Source organism: Zobellia roscoffensis (assembly GCF_015330165.1).
Taxonomy (GTDB): domain Bacteria; phylum Bacteroidota; class Bacteroidia; order Flavobacteriales; family Flavobacteriaceae; genus Zobellia; species Zobellia roscoffensis.
The window spans coordinates 3,122,430-3,148,095 of the sequence record NZ_JADDXT010000002.1 but is presented as its reverse complement, the minus strand read 5'-3'; the positions used below and the strand labels follow the sequence as shown (position 1 = coordinate 3,148,095).

General features: G+C 36.8%; 12 protein-coding genes. 4 read left to right on the top strand and 8 right to left on the bottom strand.

The window, feature by feature from the left end; translation table 11 throughout:
- Positions 1-96 precede the first annotated feature (96 nt).
- The 6 genes from IWC72_RS12960 to IWC72_RS12935 are packed head-to-tail and all read right to left on the bottom strand — an operon-like array spanning position 97 to position 10,262.
- A complete protein-coding gene (locus IWC72_RS12960) occupies positions 97-1,473 on the bottom strand; it encodes a hypothetical protein (RefSeq protein ID WP_194530031.1) in 1,377 nt (458 codons plus the stop codon).
- A gap of 40 nt (positions 1,474-1,513) precedes the next feature.
- Complete coding sequence (locus tag IWC72_RS12955; RefSeq protein WP_194530030.1) at positions 1,514-2,872, bottom strand: alpha-L-fucosidase; 1,359 nt, start codon at positions 2,870-2,872, stop codon at positions 1,514-1,516.
- 16 nt (positions 2,873-2,888) lie between these two features.
- Positions 2,889-5,261 carry a PDZ domain-containing protein gene (locus IWC72_RS12950; RefSeq protein ID WP_194530029.1) on the bottom strand — a complete coding sequence of 791 codons (2,373 nt, stop codon included), beginning with the start codon at positions 5,259-5,261 and terminating at the stop codon, positions 2,889-2,891.
- 14 nt (positions 5,262-5,275) lie between these two features.
- On the bottom strand, positions 5,276-8,104 hold the full coding sequence (locus IWC72_RS12945) for a heparinase II/III domain-containing protein (RefSeq protein ID WP_194530028.1): 2,829 nt from the start codon (positions 8,102-8,104) through the stop codon (positions 5,276-5,278).
- Positions 8,105-8,135: 31 nt separating this feature from the next.
- Positions 8,136-9,008, bottom strand: coding sequence for an alpha/beta hydrolase (locus IWC72_RS12940; protein WP_226979559.1), 873 nt, complete (start codon positions 9,006-9,008; stop codon positions 8,136-8,138).
- A 60-nt stretch (positions 9,009-9,068) separates the two neighbouring features.
- The gene (locus IWC72_RS12935; protein ID WP_194530027.1) at positions 9,069-10,262 is read right to left on the bottom strand and encodes a glycoside hydrolase family 88 protein; all 1,194 of its coding nucleotides are present in this window, start codon (positions 10,260-10,262) and stop codon (positions 9,069-9,071) included.
- A gap of 758 nt (positions 10,263-11,020) precedes the next feature.
- Here IWC72_RS12935 and IWC72_RS12930 point away from each other — a divergent pair.
- Entirely contained in the window at positions 11,021-14,257 is a 3,237-nt protein-coding gene (locus IWC72_RS12930; protein WP_194530026.1) for a SusC/RagA family TonB-linked outer membrane protein, read from the top strand.
- A 22-nt stretch (positions 14,258-14,279) separates the two neighbouring features.
- Positions 14,280-16,067 (top strand): RagB/SusD family nutrient uptake outer membrane protein, encoded by a 1,788-nt coding sequence (locus tag IWC72_RS12925; RefSeq protein WP_194530025.1) that lies wholly within the window; start codon positions 14,280-14,282, stop codon positions 16,065-16,067.
- A 73-nt stretch (positions 16,068-16,140) separates the two neighbouring features.
- Here IWC72_RS12925 and IWC72_RS12920 read toward each other — a convergent pair whose 3' ends face one another.
- On the bottom strand, positions 16,141-20,235 hold the full coding sequence (locus IWC72_RS12920; RefSeq protein ID WP_226979558.1) for a hybrid sensor histidine kinase/response regulator transcription factor: 4,095 nt from the start codon (positions 20,233-20,235) through the stop codon (positions 16,141-16,143).
- Between the two features lie 556 nt (positions 20,236-20,791).
- Between IWC72_RS12920 and IWC72_RS12915 the strand changes: the two genes are divergently transcribed.
- Positions 20,792-21,916, top strand: a complete 1,125-nt coding sequence (locus tag IWC72_RS12915; RefSeq protein ID WP_194530024.1) for an MBL fold metallo-hydrolase — start codon at positions 20,792-20,794, stop codon at positions 21,914-21,916.
- Between the two features lie 411 nt (positions 21,917-22,327).
- On the opposite strand, the gene IWC72_RS12910 is transcribed toward IWC72_RS12915, so the two are convergent.
- Positions 22,328-23,374, bottom strand: a complete 1,047-nt coding sequence (locus IWC72_RS12910) for a GntR family transcriptional regulator (protein ID WP_194530023.1) — start codon at positions 23,372-23,374, stop codon at positions 22,328-22,330.
- A gap of 176 nt (positions 23,375-23,550) precedes the next feature.
- Between IWC72_RS12910 and IWC72_RS12905 the strand changes: the two genes are divergently transcribed.
- Positions 23,551-25,656 carry a bifunctional aldolase/short-chain dehydrogenase gene (locus tag IWC72_RS12905; protein WP_194530022.1) on the top strand — a complete coding sequence of 702 codons (2,106 nt, stop codon included), beginning with the start codon at positions 23,551-23,553 and terminating at the stop codon, positions 25,654-25,656.
- Positions 25,657-25,666: the final 10 nt, after the last annotated feature.

The window sequence follows — 25,666 nt, the reverse complement described above, 5'->3', positions numbered from 1 at the left end:
CTTTGAATTCTATTTGTTCGGTTCTTTTTTTGAACTCTACCTGCGTGTTCGAACAAGTTTTGTAGTGTTGATATTCAGTATTCGATTTGACACTCGTTACTTTTTCACCTCCAAAACCTCACCCTTACTTTCAATTTCAGGGTTTTCAGTACCTGGGTACAGGAGTACTTTGGTCTTTGTTTGGTTCTCTAATTTAATAGCAGTAGCATGCATTGTAGCCTTTTTATTAAAGTTGCCGTAACCTTCCCAGACCGACAATTTAATGGCCATTTTTTCCGGAATAAAATTGGGGTCGGAAGTTTTTATAATTACGTTATGTCCGGTACCGTTAATTTTGGCTAAAAGGTCATTTGCCATTCCACCCCTACTATCTAGAATATTCATTTCCACATAAGCATTTTTGGCATTGGTATAGGGAATGCAAAAGGCTTCTGCATACTTGGCATCGGCACTACAATTAATCACGGTATCTGCATTTCCTACGTTAAAACCCGTTGCCACGCAATCTCTAACCACACAGTTTATAATTTTATCGCCAGAGGTACTTAACCCTGTACAAATTCCTCTTCGCATTTGTGTTACGGTACAGTTTTTAACCGTTGTATTTATGGTTTTGTGACCATTATACTCAGGATACATTCGAATACCGTCCTCACTTAGAGAAATAATTTCACCGGGTAAAATTTTAGCATCATCACCTATCATAGTTCCTTCTACATAGCCTCCTTTACCCGCGTAAAAATCTTTATCAAAGGCATAGCCAGAAGTCTCTGCAAGTATTGCATCCGTGGTTCTCAACAATCCATCTACATGGCAGTCTTCTATTAAAGTATTTTCTGACCCCTGTAAAAAAATGGCATGGCCCATGGCCCGCATATGGACTTTACAGCCTATTAATTTTGCGTTTTTTGCAGGATATCCGACCCGTATCCCGTTCATTTTACGAACACCAGTATTACCACCTATGCCATATAAATATCCGTAGCCCCAAGGGGTTGAACCTGTAGTACGAACTTCAATATCTTTTAGTGTTACGTCTTCTCCAACAACATTAAAAATTTTGTTTTTGCTCTGTAAACCAGGGGTATCTCCATAAGTTTCAATGTATAAGCCTTCAAGTGTTACATCATTTCCAGATACTTCGATAGCACAGTACATACTGTTACCGTCATCGCTTTTGGTTAAATCTGCACGACTAAAAAGTTTGGTGTCGACCATAAAGCGTACTCCAGAAAGGTCAAAATGGGTATTATTACCAGTGAATCTTATAAACCTGATACTTTCGGCATTGTCTATTTGATAGTTTCCGGCAGTAAGTTTAACCTTTACATCATCTTTGTTTAAATAAGTCTTGAATTCTGAAAGTGTATGTACTTCTATTACTTTTTCTTGATTTTGATACGCGTAGGTATTAGACGGTGCCAATACCATACAGGCCAAGACCAACGGAAGAAATACTTTACTTAGTTTCATTTGACTATTATTTAGTATTATTTTTCTTAAGCCTACTATTTTACAATTCTAATTTAACAACACTGACAGTAGCGTCAGGTGCTAATATAGGTACCTCTAACAGCAATTCTCTTGATGTAGCGGTTGCTTGTAATTCAGAATCAGGCGCTGTTAACAAGGTTGCTTTTTTAACCTTGATATCTTTATTCAGCTTTAACAATCCACTTTCTGGCCAATCAAAAACATGTGCGTAAATAACATTTCCCTTTTTAGTGTAGCGCCCCCATTTTGGTTTTTCATAAGGACTAGCAGAAGCGCCATAAACAGCTTCCCCATTCTTTTTGGTCCATTCTCCCATAGCATTTAATCTTCTAATGCTTTCTGAAGGAAATCTTCCAAAACCATCAGGCCCAATATTCAATAAAAAGTTACCTCCCTTAGATACTATATCGACTAATTTTTGAATTAAATCTTCACTACTTTTCCAATTGTTATCAGATGGTTTATACCCCCAAGAACCATTCATGGTCATACATGCTTCCCAAGCAGAATCGATACCAGTATCTGGAATTTCTTGCTCAGGAGTACCAAAATCTCCTGCAAAATTTCCTTCCATATCCATACCTTCCATTCCATTTCTACCTTTATCCACTCTATTATTTACAATAGTATTAGGTTGAATATCGCGAATAAAACTGTAAAGTTCTTTACCCATTTCGGTAGTATAATCTGAAATCCAATCGCCATCAAACCAAACTACTCCTATATCACCATAATTGGTTAATAGTTCTTTTACTTGAGGCTTCATGTAGTTTTTAAAGTACTTTGGGAATTTTGGATTTACCACGGATGGATCATCATGTTGTGCGATGTTGTAATTTGGATACAAATTTCCCTGTGCCTGTGGATGGTGCCAATCTACAATAGAATAGTAAACACAAAATTTGATATCCTGTTTCTTACAAGCTTCCGCAAGTTCTTTAATAACATCTCGTTTAAAAGGGGAAGTATCCATCACATCGTAATCAGATACTTTTGAATCCCATAGACTAAAGCCTTCATGGTGCTTAGAAGTAATCACGATATACTTCATACCTGCATCTTTGGCCATTTTCACCCAAGCATCTGCATCAAACATTACCGGATTAAACATTTGTGGAAATTTTTCGTAATCCTCAACCGTATAGTCTAATTTATCCATGGCCCATTCAGCGCCTCCACCGGCAATTTTTGTTCCTCGTTCTCCGCCTATGATTGAGTAAGCACCCCAATGAATAAACATGCCGAATTTAGCATCGCGCCACCATTCCATACGTTCGTCATCGGATAGTTTTTTTACCTCTTTTTCCTGAGAAAATCCTCTTCCCATGGTCAACATTGCTATACATACAAACAAAGTCGTTGTTTTTATTATTTTCATCTTCGTAAATTTTAAATTATTTGGTTCTTATTGTTAGTGTCTGTTCGGTTTGGTTACGCATAACCGTTATATCCATTGTCTCTTGTTGTTTAAACTCAGAAGTAATCTTAAAAAATTCTCTTACCCCTTTTACTTTTTTTCCGTTTGCGAAAAGAATCACATCTCCTTTTTTTATCCCGTTGTTCTGCACGGCCGGACTTTGGTTCCAAATGCTAAGTACAATTACTCCTTCGGTTGTTTTTAATCCGTATGCCGATTGTTCTTCTTGGGAATCAACACTTTTTAAGCCGTTTCTCAACCACATCACTACGGGCGATGTGTTCTCTTCATTGCCAAGAGGATTTTTCAATTCCGGAACTTCTGGTGTTTTCGCTATTTCTTTGAGACCAGGCGTTTGCACACCGAATTTATCCATCGGAAAGTTTTCAAAGCCAATTTTAGATGCTAAATCATCTGCCATTACCGTAAAGTCTAGATTTACAGGGTCTTTAAATTTGGGATTCCCGTATATACTGTGAAGGTCTCTATTATAAATTTGTGATTTTAACATGGTAACCTCGTTAGGAAACAAGTTATAATCCAACTCTTTGCCCCACCCATCTAATCGCACATCTTGGTAGGCATCACCAACAATATTATGTTTAAAAACGTCTTCACTATTCGCAAACCAAACGTGAGGATGTAAAGAATTGTTGACCATAATATTATTCTCCGCAACCCTATGAAAACCCTCTCTCAGTTTTAGTCCGTTGTTCAACAATAAGTTTTTGTAAATGTGATAGTTAGAAGACCCATCATCTAAATCAATATCCCAACCGTGATCACATCTAAAACGATTATTACGGATGACGGTGGTATGCACGGCATCCCATTTCCACATATTTGGGTTTGCGTCCGTTAAACTATCCATTACGCCTCTTTTGGGATGCCAGAACCTATCTCTTCCCCATGAATTGAAAGACCCATGATCACTGGTCTCCAGAACTGTATTGAACACGTCATTGTATTCTAAAATATGTCCGCCCCAAGTACCATCACCAATATTTATACCCGCTCTAGGCACATCATAAATGCTATTATGCCGAACGGTAATATCCATAGCCATGGAAATTTGAACGCCAGCCGTTTGCTTTTCTATTCTACCTATTCTGTAAATTAAGTTATCCTCTACCAAGGATTCTCTTGGGTACAGCTCGTTTTTTGGCCCCGCTATGGTATCCATTTCCGTTACTGCCACAAATTCAGAATAGTTAAAAGAAGGAGACCGCACCGCAGAAGGGTCACCTATAAAGGATATGGCACTTGCACCAGAATCATGAATGTGATTTCCGATAATTTCCAAATTTTTATTGTACTTACTCGCCAAAATTACATTGCCACCAAGGTTTGTGAATTCGTTATTGGTCACCTTGCAATTTTCCGTTCCTTCAAAGAAAACGGCTCCGCCTCGGTATATCATCCAATCGCTTCTTAAAAGAGGCTCGTATTCGTCCATAAAAGTACGTTGGGTGTTTTCGAACTTCAACCCTTCTATGGTTACATTTCTTACCGGATTATCTACTGTTCCCGTAATTTGAATTAGATTTTTCAAAACAGAAACCTCAAGTTTAGCTACATTCAAATCCGTACCGTCTAAAGGCCAATAATAGAGCCTGTTTTCCTCCGTATCTAAATACCATTCTCCTGGGCTATCTAGTTCCTCAAAGACATTCTCTACCATGCGGAATTCTTTGTGCGGCTCGGACGCCCTATTGTTTTGATGACCACCATCAAAAATTGGATTTCCATCGGTATCAAGACCTACAATACGAAAATGGAAACCACCCCATCTACCACCATGTAAGGCGTGAAAATAAGTTCCAATCGGGTTTTTCCATGATGCCACACGTTCTTTGGACAACGCATCTTCGGCAAAGCCTTGCCAATACTGCGCGGCTTCATCGTAATCGGGGTATCGCGCTAAAATCTGTGGTTTGCCGTTAACCACAAATTGGTCAAAACCTGAGGCTCGGTCCACATCGGCTACATAAATGTTGTCTTCATATTTCCTCCAATCTAAATGTATGGGTACAGCTCCTTTTAAAGTAACTTCCGACGCACCCGAACCCTTGATGGTCAAATTACTCAACGAGGCGGGTATGGTAATGGGTTTAGTCAAATAATAAGTTCCTGGAAGAATGTTGATAATTACATGAGCTTCCGGACTATCTTTTTTTAATTCCGATACTTTTTGAATTGCTTCTTCTACGGTCTTGAAAATGAGCTTATTTGCCTTTTCATTTTCTGAAGCCATAGAAACATAAATCTCTATGGGCTTCTCTTCCGAAGTACACGAAAAAAGGAGCGCCATAAAGCCGACCAAAAAAAGTATTTTATTTAATTTTTGCATTTTATTCGGTCTTTTTAATACGTAATTAAAACCTTGTCATACCCCTTGGACAGTTTAAACACGACTTGATTTGGGTTGTTTCTGTTGGTTGTTCCTTTTCTGCTTGCAATGAGTTTACCGTCTTCGTAAAACTGTATTTCAGATTGGCTTCCCTCCTTTGGTAGGGGCATATTAATGGTTACAGGATTGTCATTACTTACGGCATACCCATTCGTAGTTTTTTCAAGTGAGAACGAAAATGGTTTACCCGATGAAACGATATCCCATCCATGCGATTCAAATTTCTCCATTCCCGATAAAAACATGAATTTTATATCGGCCGCATTATTAGTCAACCGTAATATAGATAGTAGTCCTTTTTGATAGAAACCTTCTTTAGCTGCAATATCACTTTCCGAGGCATTTAAAACTGTCCGATCTAAAGTGACTTTATCACTTAGCGAAACATCAATAATCTGTGTGTTAGGATACTCCTTTAAAGATGAAAAAGACACATTTGCTATGGGATTAGCTTTCCCTTCCATAAAAGGATTAAATATTACCGCAAACGGATTTTCCCAAGCTGCTTCCTCTCTTTTTAAAATTAATGTAGGTACGGGTTTTTCAAGAATTTCTTTGGGAGCAGTACCTTCAGTAAGGGCATTAGATTTTGGTGAATTGACTTTATATATAGTTTGGTCTTCGTTTCCTTTTACCCATAATTTCATGAAATTATCGGCCTTTTCACTGCTTTTTAACGTAAAAACAGCCTGAATATCACCAGAATTGACCACTTTGCTTTTATCCGTAAAATAATCATAGCCTTTTAAATCTCCCTTTTGAGAAGATAAATCATCGGTTGAAACCGTACTTAAAAGATTATTTTTTGCATCAAAAATGTCTAATGATTGCCCTACGTTATGATAGATATATTCGTGCTTCTGCTTCCCTTCTTTTTGTTTTTTAGAACGAAATACATCCAATACATAAGGTTTTGATGAACTGGACTTAATAATAGCGGTAAAACGCTGCTGATCCGAAACGGTCTTTGGTTCTACAAAAGATACTTTAGAAAAGGTTACTTTATCAAAAGAAGGTCTTTCACCAGATTTTGGAAATACATTTTCGAGCGCAAAAGGAAAATAAGTCCGCATTGCCGCATAATCCGATTTACCGTCTACGACTACCGTATTATGTGCTGGAAACCGTGAATAAAACTCCGTATGGTCTGGGTGCCAGTAACTAGAACCACGACCCATATCTGTACCTAACACATAATTGTTTGCATATAGTTCTAATGAAATACCATTGGCATGGGCATGATTGCCAAAAGAACCCACTGTGGATGCCATTACTGCATTTTCAGCTTCTCCCATTCGTTGGTTAATCATACTCACATTAGGCGCATAAAAAGTTGGGGATATGAGGTCGTCCGTATTTATATCTTCCGCAGAAGTGCTATCAATCAAATTATCTGTATAGAAAAACAACTCAAAGAAATCTTTTGCTTTTCGGTCGTAAGAACCATCATTTACCATTTGGGACAAAAGCCCTGATATCAATTTCTCCTTGTCTTTTTGACCGTACTTTTTATAGTTTGAAACTAAAAGCTCAAAATTTTCTGGAGGTAACATTTTATGATGAGAATCTCCAAAACCAACCATATAACCACTTGGAAACAAATACTGAAAAGAAGCCAAAGCTGCCTTTTCTACCATAGGATAATTAGCAAACTCATTGGCATTTGTAGCATGATCCAATAAAGTGAAGATTCGTAAAAAGGTAGTAATTACATGTACGGAATATGAGGCGCACTCTGGCCACATGGCATTTTCTTGGTCATAAACCAGTAAACTCTCTTTAATAGCAATTTGTCTATCCGTAGAAATATTGAATGTGTGATTCAAGAAATATTCTTGCCCTTTTCCATTTTTGTAATTTTCATTTTCCTCAAGAACGAGACCTATATAGGTAAGAAATCTAGCTTGGAATAAGTTCCAGTTATTATCAGGAATTCCCTTATTGATTATTTGGTCTCCCCATTTCTGAAATACGGCTACCGAAGTGTCTAGTTTCTTATTATTCGCCTTAAAATAATTAAAGAGAAAATCGTAGGTAGTAACCAACGAAACTACAATGCCTTCGTGAATAACTTCAAAGGTGGCGAGGCCAGAAATATTGTCTTGTGCCGATTTTTCCAAATCTATAGGAGCATCCCTATAATACATTCCCTCCATATAGGTAAAGAAAACGGGGGCAGCAAAATCTGCATACTTTTGTTCACCAGTAAACCAATACAAAAAAGCAGCATCTGAAACCAATTCCATGATCTGCTCATTGATCTTATCAATTGCAAAACCTGATTTGGAAGGATGTACCCATTCCATTTTCCTTGTTTGTTTATGCTTTAAATATAAGCCGCGAGGATCATCAGAATAAGGTTGTACATCCTCTAACTTGGGACGCACATAATCCGTTGCCCAATCTCTTGTACCTGAATACCTAACCGTAGCCACAGGAGCTTTTCCTTCTGAATGCGAAAACTCCCCTCCCTTTAGAAAAACCTTAGTGTGTTTGGTGTTCCAATTCATTTGAAGTCTGGAGACCAACCATTCTGGGTCATTTTCCCAATAGGTAATATACTTTTCTAAACGCTCCTTCTTTTTACTAACAAGTTCCTTTTTCCATTCAACATTTTCTATCGACTTTACAAAAACTTCCTTTTCTTGGTCAGTGACGTAAATTCTTGGGTGTTGAATGGCTTGGCTTAAGCCAATGAAGGCCTGCACCAGTAAAAGCAATAATAACAGGCTTTGTTTTTGGTAAAAAGTATAACTCGCAAAAAATATCCACTTAAACCTCATACTACATCACAGGATTGCTTATTGATTCTATTTAGATAGTCGGCTTCCCTTTTATATACCCCAAAGACGCCAAAAATATATCAGCCTCATGTGTGGTTTTTCTATAAAACTCTCCGTCGCTTCTATCCCTATTAAAAAAACCGTGAGTTTGATTTTGATAAAGAAAAACTTCACATCTATTTCCTGTCTTTTCCATTTCAGCTTTATACTTTTCCATGGTCGCTACAGGTATCAACGCGTCTTTAGTTCCTAGAAAAATTATAGTTGGTGAGGTGCCCTTTTTTATATTATGCATTGGGGAGATTTCCATATGACGGCCGTTCATTCTCTTATATTCGAAACCATCAGGACCATTGTCAATTACTGGATTGTAAAGCACCAAGACATTAGGTTTTGCACTTACAGAAAGGTCGTCTGTAGATTCATCCAAACCGTCCAATGTTGCAGCTGCAGCAGCCAAATGTCCGCCAGCAGAACCTCCTGAAGCTACAATTTTATTAGGGTCAATTTGAAATTTATCTGCATTACCCCTTACAAACCTCATGGCAGATTTTGCATCGCTTACCGCTTCAAAAGGTGTTGTTTGATGTCTAGATTTAACCCGGTAATCTACCAAAACACCAATCATACCCCTTGATGCAAAATATTTTGCCTGATCTTCAAATTGTTTTGTAGTGCCACCGTTCCACCCTCCACCAAAAAAGAAAACTATAGCGGGGTAAGCTTTCTTCTCCTTCACTTTTTCCGGGTATACAAATTGCATTTTTAAAGTATCGCCATCAATAATTTTATATATGATTTCATCAGGAGTCAATGCAGTAGTAGTATTTTCATTTTGACTACTAACTATACTCACAACCAATAGCATCAAAACAGGCAATATTTTAATCTTAAAATTCTTCATCGTAAATAATTTTTGATTCACAGTTTTGATAAATTTAATAATCCTAACCGCAACAGCTATCTATTCCGACGCTTCAAGTTTCTTTAATCTCAATAAAGCTTCCATATAGTAATAATCCGCATAGACTATAGGCATGTCTATTTCTGAATTACGTGGATGATGACCTGTAGAATGCAAAAGAAGTGCCTGATTGGTATCTCCGCTTAAATAAGCATCGGTTGATAGTATTTCTATTAATTTTTTGGCGGCATTAAAATATTTTTCCTTCTGCGCCTCTTCTTCTACTAATTCTGAAAGCTCTAACATTCCGCAAGCAGCAACTGCCGCTGCCGAAGCATCCTTGGGCGATTCTGGAATTTTGGGATCATCAAAATCCCAATACGGAATACCGTCTTCCGGTAAACGCTCTATAAAGTGATCCGTAAGTTGTATTGAAGTTTTCAAAAAATCTTTATTCCCGGTTTCTCTGTAAGCTACGGCAAAACCATATATACCCCATGTCTGCCCCCTGGCCCACATAGAATCATCTGCATAACCTTGGTGTGTAACCCCTTTTAAAAATTCGCCGGTCTCATCATCAAAAGAACCCAAATGAAACATGGAAGCATCTTCTCTAACCAAATAATCCATAGTAACCTGTGCATGACTTTCTGATAAATCGTACAAATTTTGACTGCCGCCATTCTTTGCCGCCCAGAAAAGCAACTCTAAATTCATCATATTATCTACGATGGTATTATGCTTGTATTCGTCTTTCTTTATAGGCCAAGATAAAATACTCCCCACATTAGGATTGTATAGCGTAGCCAACGTATCGGCGGCAGCTAACAAAACCTTTTTATACTCTTCATTGCCTGTTAATCTGTACCCATTTCCATAACTACAGTATAACATAAAGCCAATATCATGATTTTCTGCAGAGCTATAAGCTATAGGCTTTAATGCCTCTGTAGATTTCATAGCACTTTCCTTTAGTTCCGAATCATTGGATTGCTCGTAGGCATACCATAATACACCAGGCCAAAAACCGCTGCACCAATCACGCACCCCTACCATTTCCCAATTGGTTTGCCCTTTTGGAATGTTTCTGGGAAACTGATCAACATTATTAACCGTTTGTTGAACTTCCTTTATTTTTTCTACATTTTGATCAAGAACCTTTTCCGCAGAAAATGGTTGTACTTCCTTTTTTTGGGAAGCACATGACATTATTAAAACCGAAAGAAATAAAATTAACTGTAGCCTTACTCTCATCTGAAGTATTTTTCGATACCCTAAGGAATCATTAAAGTTGATTGATTATTTAAAATTGAAAACGAAAAAATTTTTCCTAAAAGCGTGAAATTGGTGTAATACACTTTCACAGTTTAAGCCTGGTTTTCGTCCTTTACAATTTTACCTAGAATGATGATAAAGACTCATAAATTATGATTCATAAGCTATAAAATAATAGCCTTTTGTTGGTATAATATGTAGTATTTGCATGCTAAGCTGAAATACTCATGTACATTTTGGAGTTTTTAAGAATCTTCAATTTTTGAACGTTAGGCACTTTTTTGCTGGTATGATTTTATTCCTGTTTTTCATTGAACGAATTTTATTCTCCTCCTATTTCTCTTTTTAAAATTCTATTCAAATTTTAGTTTATATGCTAAAAGACAAGCGTATTTACAGTACTTATGAGCTACTGAAGACAAGCTCTAATTTTAAACCTCCTGTTTCTTATTTATTTTTCTGGCTAAAAACCATATAAGATAATCCTTTAAAAATCCTGTCTTTTTTTGTTTCATCGTTCTTTCCAACAATTTCAAATTTTCAACCCTATTTTTTATGAATACCCCAATTTATGGTTATTGAAACTGATAATGAACAATAGTTTATCATCAATGAATGATAATTTATCGGTTCTGGCTTCTATTCTCTTTAACATTGGCTTAACAATTTAATCGGCTCATGTGTAGCTCATATGAATCGGAAAATTAATTCAACAAAAACTATTAAATAACACTTTTATGACCACTGAAAAAAACTATCGATCCAACTTGAAGTATGTGGCCGGTCTTTTAGGAATCTTAACATTTCTTATTAGCGGCACATGTACTAAACTATATGCCGCTACAGGCAGTAATAGTATTCCGGACATTACAGATGTTCAAGACACGACCATTAGCGGTACTGTAATAGGTGCAGAAGACGGCTTACCAATCCCTGGGGCCAACGTAATCGTAAAAGGAACCAACACCGGTACCACGGCTGATTTTGACGGGAATTACTCTATCAACGTTCCTTCTACCGATAGTATACTCGTATTCTCTTCCATTGGGTTTGCTTCTCAAGAAATTACCGTTGGTAACAATTCCACAATCAATGTTTCACTAGTTACTGATGTTGCTGCTCTAGATGAAGTAGTCGTTGTTGGTTATGGTACTGCTAAGAAAGAAACTTTAACCGGCTCCGTTGAACAGGTAAAAGCAGAAGCTTTTGAAGATATAGCAACCGGTAGTCCTGCATTGGCTCTCCAAGGTAGAACACCTGGATTAGTCGTAACTAGAGGGTCGTCTAGACCTGGAAACGAAGATATAAACTTCTTGATTAGGGGTTCTTCTTCTGTTAATGGAATAGACCCATTAATTGTTATTGATGGTGTACCCTCCATCAATTCAACCTCGTTTAACGAAATGAACCCGAACGACATAGAAAGTATAAGTGTTCTAAAAGGTGGATCAGCTTCTGTCTATGGTTCTCGTGCCGCAGGAGGTGTAATCTTAGTTACTACCAAAAAAGGTAGAGGGGACGTTAAAGTAGAATTAAGTACGATTACCCGTCTTGGTACAATTGGAATTCGGCCACCAACACCAACTATGACAGAATATGGCAATATTTATTTAGCTGCTGTTGATTCTGATGCAGCTGCTGGTAAAAGTCCAAACTATTTCTTTTGGAACAATCGTGAAACTTTAGGAAGAATAGCTGCAGGAGAAGAAGGATATTATGATTTACCTATTAACGGAAGAGTTTGGTTAGCCGAAGGAAACAGATTTGATGACCTCTTTGGAAACTCATATTCTAACCAACATAATATTAGCGTATCCGGAGGTACTGAGATAAGCAACTTCCGTATTTCCGCTGGTTATGACGAAAACGTTGGTGGATTAAAAGTTGCCGATGATTCTTCAGACAGATTTAATTTTAATCTGAACTATAATGTTGACGTTACCGACAGGTTAAAGTTGAACACCAATATAAGCTATTTTCACAGACATGTTTCAGGGCCTACAGGAGGTTTAGCAAGAGATGCAGCTGCATACGATGCTCCTTTATTTCCTGCTTATAATGATCAAGGTCAATATTATTCTGTCTTTGGAGGTGTAGATATAGCAGGACAGAGAAATGCCGTAGCACAGGTTATAGACGGTGGACGCCAAAATTTTATAGATGAACAAATGAAAATTTTTGCGCAAGCCACGTATAAAATAACAGATCATTTAAATGTGACTGGTTCTTACGCATTTAACAGGCAGCAAAGTGAAGATCAAGAATACGCATTATCAGTTCCTTTGTATAGTTGGCAAGGCGATTTTGCTACTAATATAACGGCCCCTAGTAATACATACATCGAAGAAGAAACAAGCAACATAACTTATAAAAACTACAAATCCACTTTAAACTATAATAATAGCTTTGGAGACCATAATGTAACCGGCTTACTGGCAATAGAAGCTGAAAGAAATGAAAATAACGGACTTAGAGCTAAAAGAGCAGGGTTTGTAGATTATGGTGTTTATGATTTAAACCTTGGTGCAACAGATCAAAATATTGAAACAGAAGGTGGCGGAAACACATGGGGGTCTTTCGGTTACATTGGTCGTTTAACTTATGATTACAAGCAAAAATATTTGTTGGAAGTACAAGGTAGAAGAGATGGATCTTCAAGATTCGCAGATGGCTATAAATGGTCTAACTACTTTAGTGCATCTGGTGGTTGGGTGATAAGTTCAGAAAACTTTTTAAAGGATAGCAACACCATTAACTTCTTAAAACTACGTGGAGGTTATGGTGAATTAGGTAGTACTTCCGGGTTCGATAATTTTGGTTATCTATCAACTGTCAATTTTGGCAATACGGTTTTCGGCCAAACCAATGCAGGTCAACAGGTAACTTCTAGAGCTAGTAGTTTGTTTAGTGATACTACCACATGGGAACGAATTATTACAAAAGAAGTTGGTCTAGATTTTAGATTATTCAACAACCACGTTTTCGGTTCTTTTGATTATTACCAAAAAGACAATGAAGATATGCTTATTAGCCTTGTATACCCTGATATTCTTGGTACTACCGCTCCACTTACAAATTCTGGTTCTTTAGAGACAAAAGGATGGGAAGCCCAATTGGGATGGAACGGTAATGTGGGTGATTTAGAAATTAGCGTAAGTGCGAATATGAGCGACTCTAAAAACGAAATTACATCATATGAAGGTGCAGACTCTTTTGTTCCGGGATTGAATTTAATTGATTCAAGCGATAATAACGATGATTTAGTTGTTGAAGGTAGACCAATTAACTCTTTTTACTTATATGAGACTGATGGCTTTTTTGCAAATCAGGCAGAAGTTGATCAGTACTACGCAACTTATTCCGGAGGAATATTGGCCGATCAGGGATCAGCTGCAGAATTAGTTCCTGGTGACACCAGAATTGTAGACACCAATGAAGATGGGGTTATTGATACGGATGATGTTACCTTCCAAGGTGATTCTTCACCTCATTATGTATACGGTTTCAATTTAAATTTGAAATATAAAAACTGGGATTTTAGTTCATTTTTTCAAGGTGCACTACAACAATATATTGTTAGAACCGGATATTTTTCTGCTCCTTTTCAAGCAGTTTGGCAAAACCAATCTGCATCGTGGTTAGGAAAAACATGGACCCAAGAAAACCCTAATTCTGAATTTCCTAGACTATCTACACAACGTGGTGCCGCAGGGTGGAATTATGTAAACAATGATTTCATGAGACAGAACAATAAATATGTTAGGTTAAAATCTTTGATTGTAGGGTACAATTTTAAAGACCTTAAAATAGCCAACAGACCTATTGATAACTTGCGTATCTACTTCTCTGGCAATGATTTATTTGAATTCACCAAAGTAAAAGACGGGTATGACCCAGAATCTATAGCTGGGGCAAATAATAATACCTATCCATTTATGCGTACATGGGCGTTAGGCGTAAAAGTATCCTTGTAATCAACATATAAAAAACAGACAGATGAAAAATTTACTATATATAATTTTACCATGCGCAATGGTACTCTTCACCTCTTGTGAGGACGAATTTATAGACTTAACACCACCAGCTTCTATAACAGATGATGTTTACTATTCCGAGGCCGAGCATTTTTTAACCGGATCCAATAGATTTTATCCATACTTGTTAACATGGAGGGATGACCAAGGCATATTCTCAGATCACGGTTCGGACTTAGTCGGTTATTTTGAAGATGGTGGTATGCAGGATTATGGAAGAGGCCAAACTCTACCTCCTGTAGATGATGAATATTATACAGATACCTATGAATACATTAGGGATATGAACCTTCTATTGGAACGAGCTGAAAGTTATGAGGGAGGGGAAAGTATTGCCGAATATGTTGCAGCCACCAAATTTCATAGAGCTTGGCAGTACTTCTTTTTGGTACAACGCTATGGTGGTGTAACTCTTGTGACCGAACCTTTAGGTATTGATTCTGAAGAATTAGATGCCCCTCGTAACAGTAGATACGAAGTTGTTACTCAAATTATAAGTGATTTAGACGATGCTATTGCCGGATTGCCAAATGAGTTAATTATTGGCTCTGAAGACAAAGGAAAAATTAGTAAAGAGGCCGCTATGGCTTTTAAGGCGGAAGTATTATTACATGAAGCCACTTGGATGAAATATGTGGGAACTACCACTGATGGTGATGGCACCAGTAGCGGAGCAGGAAGTGCTGGTTTTGATAACGCCAATATTACCCCTTATTTGCAGGAGGTTGTTACACTTACCCAATCGGTAATGAATTCAGGAGCTTTTGAATTATGGGATTACAACTCCAGTTTAGATAATTTGAGTTCGAATTTCCTATTTAACTTAGAAGATTCTGGTTCTAACCCGGCCGGATTGGACAAGTCTACAAATAAAGAGTTTATTCTCTATGGTAAATATGATTTCACATATAGGCAAGCAGGTGACCTTGTAAGTCACGTTTATGAAGGTAGATTAAAGCCTAGTAGAAAAATGATGGATTTATTCTTAGCTACGGACGGATTACCTATAACCGATTCTCCATTGTTTGAAGGCTATGCAAATACGCCCGATGAATTTCAAAACAGAGATTATAGAATGAGGGCCTATTTCACCTACCACAGAAACCTTGGTGAAATTCCACAAAACGGAGACGTACTTTTAAGTGGAACAAACAACTACGGTTACTTCAATTCTAAATTCATGAGTTGGAATTGGGGCACTGAAAATGCTTATAGAGTAACAAAAACCGAAGCCTATGACATGCCATTTATACGTTTAGCAGAAGTATATTTAATGTATGCCGAAGCCTTATATGAGTTAAATGGCACTCTTACCGATGCTGAAATGGACGAGTCTATAAATTTGGTAAAAGCCAGAGCGGGCTTACCACCTATCAGCAATGCCTTTTTATCTGCTAATGGTATGGATATTGAAACTGAAATCAGAAGAGAGCGAGCTATTGAACTATATGCGGAAAGTGCTTCTAGATATACAGACCTAAAAAGATGGGGAATTGCAGAAGAAGAATTAGGTGAGGCTATATATGGAGCTGTAATTGAAGGAACAGTATATGAAGGTAATGATGACCTCTACTCTCCAAGCTCTTATAATTTTGCACCTGAAACCACAACCACAGGAGTTGGAGAAAGGTTATGTATTGTAATACAGCCGGAGTCAACACGTAATTTTGATAGAGATAATTACTTGTTTCCTTTGCCAACTACGCAAACAAGTTTGAACTCTAGTTTATTACAAAATCCTGGGTACTAGAAAAATCGTTTATTTAGTTTTGAGTTAGTTGAGCTGAAAAGCAGTTGTATTTATACAGCTGCTTTTTTTATTTCTATTCGGTTTCTTGTTGCTCCGTAAATTCTGTTGGTGTTACATCAAAAAGCTCCCGGAATGTTTTACTGAAGTATGCGGTAGAATTGAAACCGGTCATATACGAAATCTCCTTTATAGAATATTGATTCTCCTTTAAAAGTTCAGAAGCCTTACGCAATCGTACGGTACGCATAAAATGACTGGGATTATTGCCCGTTAATGAGTTAATTTTTCGGTATAGCTGAGACCTTCCAATGCCTAATTCTTTAAGAAGGTCTTCTTGCTTAAAGTCCATATCACCCACATTGTCCAGAATAGTTTTTGTTACCTTATCCAAAAACACTTCATCCATAGTATTGGTAGTAACTTCACTTGCAGGAAAGATACCTCCTATCTCTGAAAATCGTTTTCGTAGTCTTTTCTTTGTTTCCAACAAATTATTGATTCTAGCGATCAAAACCCGAGTAACAAAAGGTTTTGACAAATACCCATCTGCTCCACTATGATACCCTTCTATTCTATCATCATCCAGACTTTTTGCCGTTAAGAGTAATACTGGAATATGACAGGTTTCAAATTCACTCTTTATGCCTTTACAAAGTTCAAAACCATCCATTATGGGCATCATTACATCACTAATAATAATATCCGGCAGATGTTTTTTAGCCATCTTCAACCCTTTCTCCCCGTTGGCAGCCTGTTTAACTTGATAGAATTCCCTTAAGTCGTTTACTAAATGCGTACGCAACTCCTTATTATCTTCTACTATAAGCACTTTTGGACGATTCTCGTCTCCGACCTGCTCTTGAAAATCCTTCTTTGTTACTAATTCATTAGTAGTAAGCATTTCATATTCAACGGCTTTCATAGAGTTAATACGGAATTCATTCTTTATATTCTCTGTGCTGGTAGCCTCTTTATCTAAGTTTAATGGCAACCTTACTATAAACTTACTGCCTTTTTTAGATTGACTTTCCACCCCAATATCGCCACCGTGCATTTCAGCTAAAGCCTTACTAAAGTTCAACCCGATACCGGTTCCCGTTTTTGACGGATCTAGGTTATAGAATCTAGAAAAAATATTCTTCAACTGTATCTTATCTAGCCCTCTACCGCTATCCTTAACTACAATTTCTACATAATCACCCATTTTCTCCTTATAGAAGAAAACAGATTCATATGTTTTTACTTTTTGGGTAACCTCATTTATGGATACCACTATGGTTCCTTCCGATGGCGTAAATTTTATGGCATTGGATATAAGATTGGTGATGATTTTTTCAACTTTGTCCAAATCAAAATGAGCAAATAGTACTTCTGAATCCGATGTGAACGTATAATTCAATTCTTTTTGGTCTGCTAAATCTTTAAACAACGTAAAGATATCTTCAGAAAACTTAACAATATTGCCTTTTTCTAAATGTAAAGGCATCATGCCGACATCCATTTTTCTATAATCCAACAATTGATTTACCAAATGTAATAATCGTCTGGCACTACGTTGAATAGTCTGTGCCGAGCTCATCATAGGACTAGACTCATTAATACTGGAAAGTATCTTATCTACCGGATTCAAAATTAGGGTTAAAGGGGTTCTGAACTCATGTGAAACATTCACGAAAAATTGCAGTTTCATCTGATCTAACTCGTGCTTCTGATCTTCTCTTACTTTTTGTGTGTAATAATACATTATAGCCCACAACAATAAACCACCGGCAATGGCATAGACAAGATACATCCACCAGGTTTTCCAAAATGGAGGCAAAATCTCAATATTCAACTTAGCAGAACCGGCATTGGCCCACTTACCGTCAACGGATGCTTTTACTTCAAATATGTAGTCTCCCGGCTCTAAATTGGAATGGTTTACAACTCTGTTGCTTCCAATATTTACAAAATCATCATCCAACCCGTGCATTTTATATGCGTATTGTACTTGCTCCGGGTTTTCAAAATAAAGCGATACAAATTCTACCGAAATATAATTTTCATCATACTTTAATTGCAGATTTTCCAAAGAATCTAAAGCATTATGTATTAAGACGCGCCCGTTTATGGAATCGCCTTTTACAACGGCTTTATTATTTAGTTTAAAATTGGTGATGAGTGGTTTTAATTTTACCTCTGCAGGGAATTTTATATGCTCCGGATGAAATATATTGAACCCATTAAGCCCACCTGCAATAATTCTACCATCCTTGGTCTTATCTATGGATTTGGTCTGAAACTCGGTACCTTGTAGTCCGTCATGCGCATTAAAATTTCTAATCTCGTCCTTTTCAGGATCAAGAAAGGACAATCCACTTTTTGTGGTAATCCAAAAATTATGATTGTCATCCTCCTCAAGCCCCACCACCAGGTTATTGGGCAGCCCATCTAACGAGGAATATGACTTTATTGGCTTTAACTCTTTATTGAGTACAAAAATCCCAGAATCTGTACCCAACCAAATATTATCTTTGTAATCTTGTGTTATATAATTTATTCTATTTCCCTCTATTCCTTCTTCATTTACTCTTTTAAAGTTTATTTCTTCCGGAGCGAACGTTTCAAGCTTATCTAACTCAACTATATTGAGCCCCAGTGTAGTTCCTATGAGCAAACGCTTCTTAGTGTCTACATATAAATACAGAATAATATTGCTGGTAAGACCTATATCCTTTAAAGTAGTATTTCTGTAACTGGTAAATACTCCTGTTTTAGGGTCTAGAAGATTTAAGCCTTCGGTACGTAGACCTATCCATATTCTTTTTTCAAAATCTTCGAGTCCGGCCCAAACGGAATTTTGTCCTATTGATTTTAGGTTGAATACATCATTCTCATATCGCTCAAAAATCTCCGTATCAGGGTCAAAACTATTGAGCCCTCCGTCTAACGTACAAATCCATATTTTTCCATCAGAAGACTCAAACGTATATAAAATTTTATTGGACGAGAGTGATTTTTCGTTTCCAGGAACACTACTGTAGTGCTTGTACGATTCATTTTTTTCATCAAACAAATCTAATCCGCCATTATACGCTCCCAACCAAATTCGCCCTTTTGCATCTTCTAGCACGGATTGTATTATTTTCTCACTAAGTCCTTTTTCATTGTTCGGCTGGTAATAATAGTGACCAAAAGAATATTTAGAAGGATCTAACTTACTCACCCCTTTATCATAACTACCAATCCATAAAATGCCGCTACGGTCCTCATAAATTATAGAGGGTTTATCATTGGCCAAGGAAAAAGGATCAAAAAGGTTATTAACGATTTGTCTTGTTATTTGATCCGTTTTCTTATCGTATAAAAATATACCTTCACCATCCGTAGACAACCATAAAATACCCGTATCATCTTGGTAGATGTTACTGACCGGAATATGGGAATTCGCCAAAGAAAAGTGGCTGAATTCATTTTTATCTCTCTTCCAAATAATCATATTGGACAGGTCGTTACCTATCAAAAAATCGCCCTCGTCATCTATAAATACCCTCTTAGGAATATGGTTAAGTTCATAGGGTCTTTCACTTTGGATAAGTACCCTGTCAAAATCGTCTTTAGAACGATCGTACCGGTTGAGATGTTGACCATCGGTAGTAATCCATAATTCATTATTGGCAGCGGTAAGAATGTTGTTTACCTGATTATTGTCTAAAGAACGATTGTTTGAAGTGTCATTTAGGTAATAAGAAATTTTAAGGTTCTGCAAATAATCGGATTCCGCTAAATTAATTTTTATAGCTCCGTTTTGTGTTGCTACCCATATTGCATTCCCCGTTAGGTCATAGACCACATCGTTAATTATTTTTCTAGGACTGCTGGATAATGACAAAGGACCGTAAAGATCTATAAGCGTAAATTTATTGGTCTGCCTATCATAAACGTTTAAGCCGTTATTCGTCCCTACCCATATTCTACCAAATTTATCTTCGGTAATGGTGTTGACCCTATTGTTACTAATAGATGTAGGATCATTTAAAACCGACCTGAAGATTTCAAATTCATAGCCGTTATACCTATTGAGTCCGTCTATGGTTCCAAACCATAAAAAACCCTCTTTATCTTGAAATATTTCTGAGCAGGTACTGCTTGATAAGCCTTCCGGTGTCTCAAAATTTTCGAATTTCAAAGTGTTAAACTGAGCACTCAGTGTTGTTGAGAGAAGGAGAAAAAAAAAGTAAAGATGCTTGGTTGTAACCATATATGGGTTGACTTTTAAATGACAGATATCATTTACCGACAAAATCTACGAAAAGATGCACTAATACAATAAAAAAACCGATACTAATTTATCTTCATAACTACATTTTCCTAAAATTTGACGAATAGAAAGGCTTAACCCCATGCTCCTCTCTATTTTCTTTTCAACTAAAAAAATTAAAACACAGAACCAGTCTTAGCTTTTCCGTATTTTTTGATTTTAAAAGTAGACCATTGAGTTATATACTTAATTGAATTCTGAACAGTCCCACAAGAAAATTTCAAAACCCAATTGTTCAATACTAAAAATGGAAACTCAAAAAAATAGATCTGTGTTTTAACCCTTTAATGAAAGAATACTAATTACCTAGTAAACTACCTTGGAGCAAGCCCACGATGCATAAAAGGGAATACATTTTGGTTTCGAGGCAAGCCTCGGACCATTTAATCTCGATTATCGAGTAAATAAACCAATCACTGTTACCATGCTAAAAACTCTAAAAAAAATCGTCAGGTACACAATCATTTCAATTGTTTCGATCATAGTGTTCTTGATTATTGGCATCACTATTTTTGTGAATACAAGTCCACAAATGGGTCAACGCCCATTAGGAGATGATTTGGACCGTATACAAAACTCTAAGAACTATAATGAAGATGTATTTGTTAATCAAACAGAAACAAGTCCTGGCAATCCTTGGGAAGCAATGCAGGAAATGCCAGATATGTTATTTGATGATACTAAGAACCCACATAAGCCATTGCCTGTTGCCTTCCTAAAAGAATCTCTACAAGCTACGGACAGTCTAACGCACATTACATGGTTCGGACATTCGGCTTTTCTCTTAGAATTACAGGGCAAACGAATTCTTATTGACCCTATGTTAGGTGATATCGCCTCTCCCCTTCCTTTTGGCACCAAACGTTTCGCCTATCAAAAACCGATTCCTCTTGATCAATTAAAAAATATTGATGTAGTTATTGTATCACACGACCATTATGATCATTTAGATTATCCGACCATTAAAAAAATAAAAGACGATGTAAAACATTTTATCGTTCCATTGGGGGTTGGCTCACACCTTAAATCATGGGATATTTCGGCTAAAAAAATCACCGAATTAGATTGGTGGCAAGACACAAGTTTAGACGGTATTCAATATACCGCAGCACCTTCTCGCCATTTTTCAGGACGTGGACTTACTGACCGCAATGCCACCCAATGGGCCAGTTGGATCATAAAATCAAATACTGACAATATCTACTTTAGTGGCGACGGTGGTTATGGGCCTCATTTTAAGGAAATAGGTAAAAAGCTAGGTCCTTTTGATTTTGCTATGATGGAATGCGGGCAATATAATGAAGCTTGGAGCAATATTCATATGATGCCTGAAGAAACTGTACAAGCCGGGTTGGATGTAAACGCCAAAATTGCCATGCCCATCCATTGGGGTGCGTTTAGATTAGCTCCGCATGGATGGACAGACCCCGTAGTCCGTTTTACAAAAACAGCCATTGAAAAACAATTACCCTTTCTCCTACCTGAAATTGGAGAGCGTTTTCAACTAGGTGAAGACTACCCTAAAAAGGAATGGTGGCTAGAGCTTTAAACTAAAAAACCTCGTAAATCATATGATTTACGAAATTTTGATTTGTAGGGGCGGTAGAGTTACGACTCCCTATTGAACCAACTATACACCTATTAGTCAAAGACTTGAAAACAATCTGTTATCCAATTTGTTGACAGTATTATAAAATGTACTACACTTTATATATTATTGTCTAAACTAAAAAGTTGTATTCTTTATATTTTTAAAAGTGGTTTCCTATTTTTAATAATAGTTATAAATAAAGTGTCCGAACTACTTTAATTCTTTTTCGATTGATTATTGAAGATATTTTAGAATATCTGATAAAATACTTATATCAGCAATTTGAACTTTATACGCTATGGAGATACGTATAACTCCCTCAAATATGTTCAATTAAAATAAACTGGCTCTGTCGGAAAACTGTTTAGTTTAAATAGAATCCCTATCTATAAAATGAAATGGGTTTTTTACTTTCCCTTTTTTCTTATCCATAATCATGCGGGCCGCTGTTTCACCCATCACTTGAAAATCTGTAGAAATGCATGTAATTCCCAACAGTTGTTTTAAAGGGGTATCATTATAGGATATAACACCAATATCATCCCCTAATTCAAATTCTTGATTACGAATCTGATTGACAAGATTTACCAAATCAGACTCGCTTATGGTTATAAACAGATCGCCTTTTTTCAAAATCATATCATCATAGATTTCGTCTAGAACTTCAAAATCTATATTATACTCGCTGCAAAACTTCCTGAATCCATGTAAAATTCGCTTGGGATAAGGATAAACCGATTCTTCCGGGTACGTAATGATCAGTTTTTCGTATTTTGATATTTTACCAAAACCTTCCTTAAGTGCATTATAAATATCATTCTCAAAATCCTGATAAGTCTCAATATAATTACCCTTTATTTCAGACACAGGGTTGTCCATTATAATCAATTTCTCCTTTGGAATTTGATCAATAGCCTTAATTACTTCAGGGGTGTAACTGGTATGTTTTAATTTTTCGGTTTTAAAATGAGGCATGATTACATAGTAATCGTATGCGTTTCTATTTTTTTCCAGAAGGTTAAGGAAAAGTTCTTCTTCACAATGGTAAATGAAAAGATTGGTGTGTGCCGTTCCTCCAATACTATCTATAAAAGAATTATAAATCCGCATCTTATACGAACTCAATTTATTGATAAGAAAAAGTATATTAACTTTTGAAATTAATTTGGTTCGTGCTATGTAATACCCCTTACCTCTTATAGAAATAATAACTTTTCGCTCCCTTAGAATACTATAAGCTTTTTCTACCGTATCACGTGATAAAAGATACTCTTCACTAAACCTATTTATAGACGGAATTTTATCATCCATCTTTAGATTTCCAGCAGAGATATTATAGATAATCGAGTCCACAATCTGTCTATATTTGGGTACTCTTGAGCTCTCGTTTATTTTAATAAAATTAAATATATTCATCAGCTGAAGTCTTTATTTTTTCAATTTTAATGGCCATATAATATCACAATAGTAAAGATGTAATTTGGTAATTTACCCAAAATACACATATTTATTTTTTACCTAGACGGTACAGTACAGGACACAAAGCTTTATTTGATAATCTACATTTGTCAATAAACGTAATAACCCTTCAAATGAAAAATACAGCACAACAATTTAAGTATGTAGACCATCTTTGGGATGAAAAAAAAGCAGCAGCTTTAGGTGATGACCAAGTAGCTCTTTTTCTTTATCGCTCAAATATTCTTGGAGCAGATTTAAGAATCACCAATTATGGTGGTGGCAATACGAGTTGTAAGACCATTGAAAAAGACCCATTGACCAATGATGATGTAGAGGTAATGTGGATTAAGGGTTCCGGTGGGGATATTGGTACATTGACTAAAGCTGGAATAGCGGGTCTTTATACCGAAAGATTAAGAAATTTAAAGAATGTTTACGGTGGTTTAGAAGACGAAGACCGCATGGTTGGTCTATTTAACCATTGTATTTATGATTTAGACAGTAAAGCACCCTCTATAGACACTCCCTTACATGGTTTGCTTCCGTTCAAACACATAGATCACCTACACCCTGATGCATTAATTGCAGTTGCCGCAGCAAAGGACAGTGAAAAAGTAACCAAAGAAATTTGGGGTGATACTATGGGCTGGGTGCCTTGGCAACGACCAGGTTTTGATTTAGGACTTCAACTGGAAAAATGCCTGAACGATAACCCTGGAATTCGCGGAATTGTTTTGGGCAGTCACGGACTCTTTACCTGGGGAGACACTTCTCATGAATGTTATATGAACAGTTTGGAAGTTATTGAAATGGCTTCAGAGTATATAGAAAAAAAGATTGCGGAAAACGGAAGTGTATTTGGTGGCCAAAAAATAGAAAGTCTTGCAAAAGAGGAGCGTTTGGAAAAAGCAGCTCAACTTATGCCTATGTTAAGAGGATTATGTTCTTCTGAAAATAGAATGATAGGTCATTTTAATGATAGTGATGTTGTTCTTGAGTACATTAATAGTAATGATTTAGAACGTTTGGCACCTATGGGCACATCTTGTCCTGATCACTTTTTGAGAACTAAAATTCAGCCTTTAGTATTAAAATTAGATGCTAAAGAAGACCTTTCTGATACGGAGGCTGTTCTTGCCAAATTACGACCTGATTTTGAACAGTACAGAAAGGAATATCAATCCTATTATGACAACCATAAACGTGATAATAGCCCTGGCGTTAGAGATGCCAGTCCGGTTATAATTATCTACCCAGGTGTAGGTATGTTCAGCTTTGCAAAAAATAAGCAGACTACTCGTGTTGCCAATGAATTTTACGTAAATGCCATTAACGTAATGCGTGGTGCAGAAGCTATTACGGAATACACATCATTACCAAGACAAGAAGCTTTTGATATTGAATATTGGTTGCTGGAAGAAGCAAAGTTACAGCGAATGCCAAAAGAAAAACCTTTATCCCGCAAAGTAGCTTTGGTTACTGGTGCAGGTGGCGGTATAGGTAAAGCTATTGCAGATAAGTTGGCCGAAGAAGGTGCCAATGTTGTATTGACGGATATTGTTGAAGATAGATTAAAAGAAGGTGTTGCTACTTACGCTAGAGATATTGCAAGCTATGCTGTTTGTGATGTAACAAAAAGCGAATCAGTTGCAGATGCCTATAAAAAGGCTTGTTTGGAATTTGGTGGTGTAGACATTGTTGTTCATAGTGCCGGTCTTGCCATTTCCAAACCTTTAGAAGATACTACGGAGAAAGATTGGGATATTCTTCAAAACGTCCTTGTAAAAGGTCAATTTGAGCTAGCCAAACAAGCGGTAGCGGTTATGCGTAAACAAAGCCTAGGTGGTGACGTTATTAGTATTGCTAGTAAAAATGGTTTGGTTTCAGGTCCAAATAATGTAGCCTATGGAACAGCTAAAGCTGCCCAACAACATATGGCTCGTTTATTAGCCGCAGAGTTAGGTGGTGATAAAATACGTGTGAATACCGTTAATCCTGATGGGGTTATTGTTGGTAGTAAAATATGGGAAGGAGATTGGGCCGAAGGACGTGCAAAAGCATACGGAATTACAGTTGAAGAGCTTCCCGCACATTACGCCAAACGCAACCTATTGAACGAAATTATTTATCCGAAAGATATTGCCGATGGGGTCTTTGCCTGTGTTGGTGTATTGAATAAGACTACAGGAAATATTATTAATGTAGATGGCGGTATGGCCAATGCATTTGTACGATAGTTTATTTGAG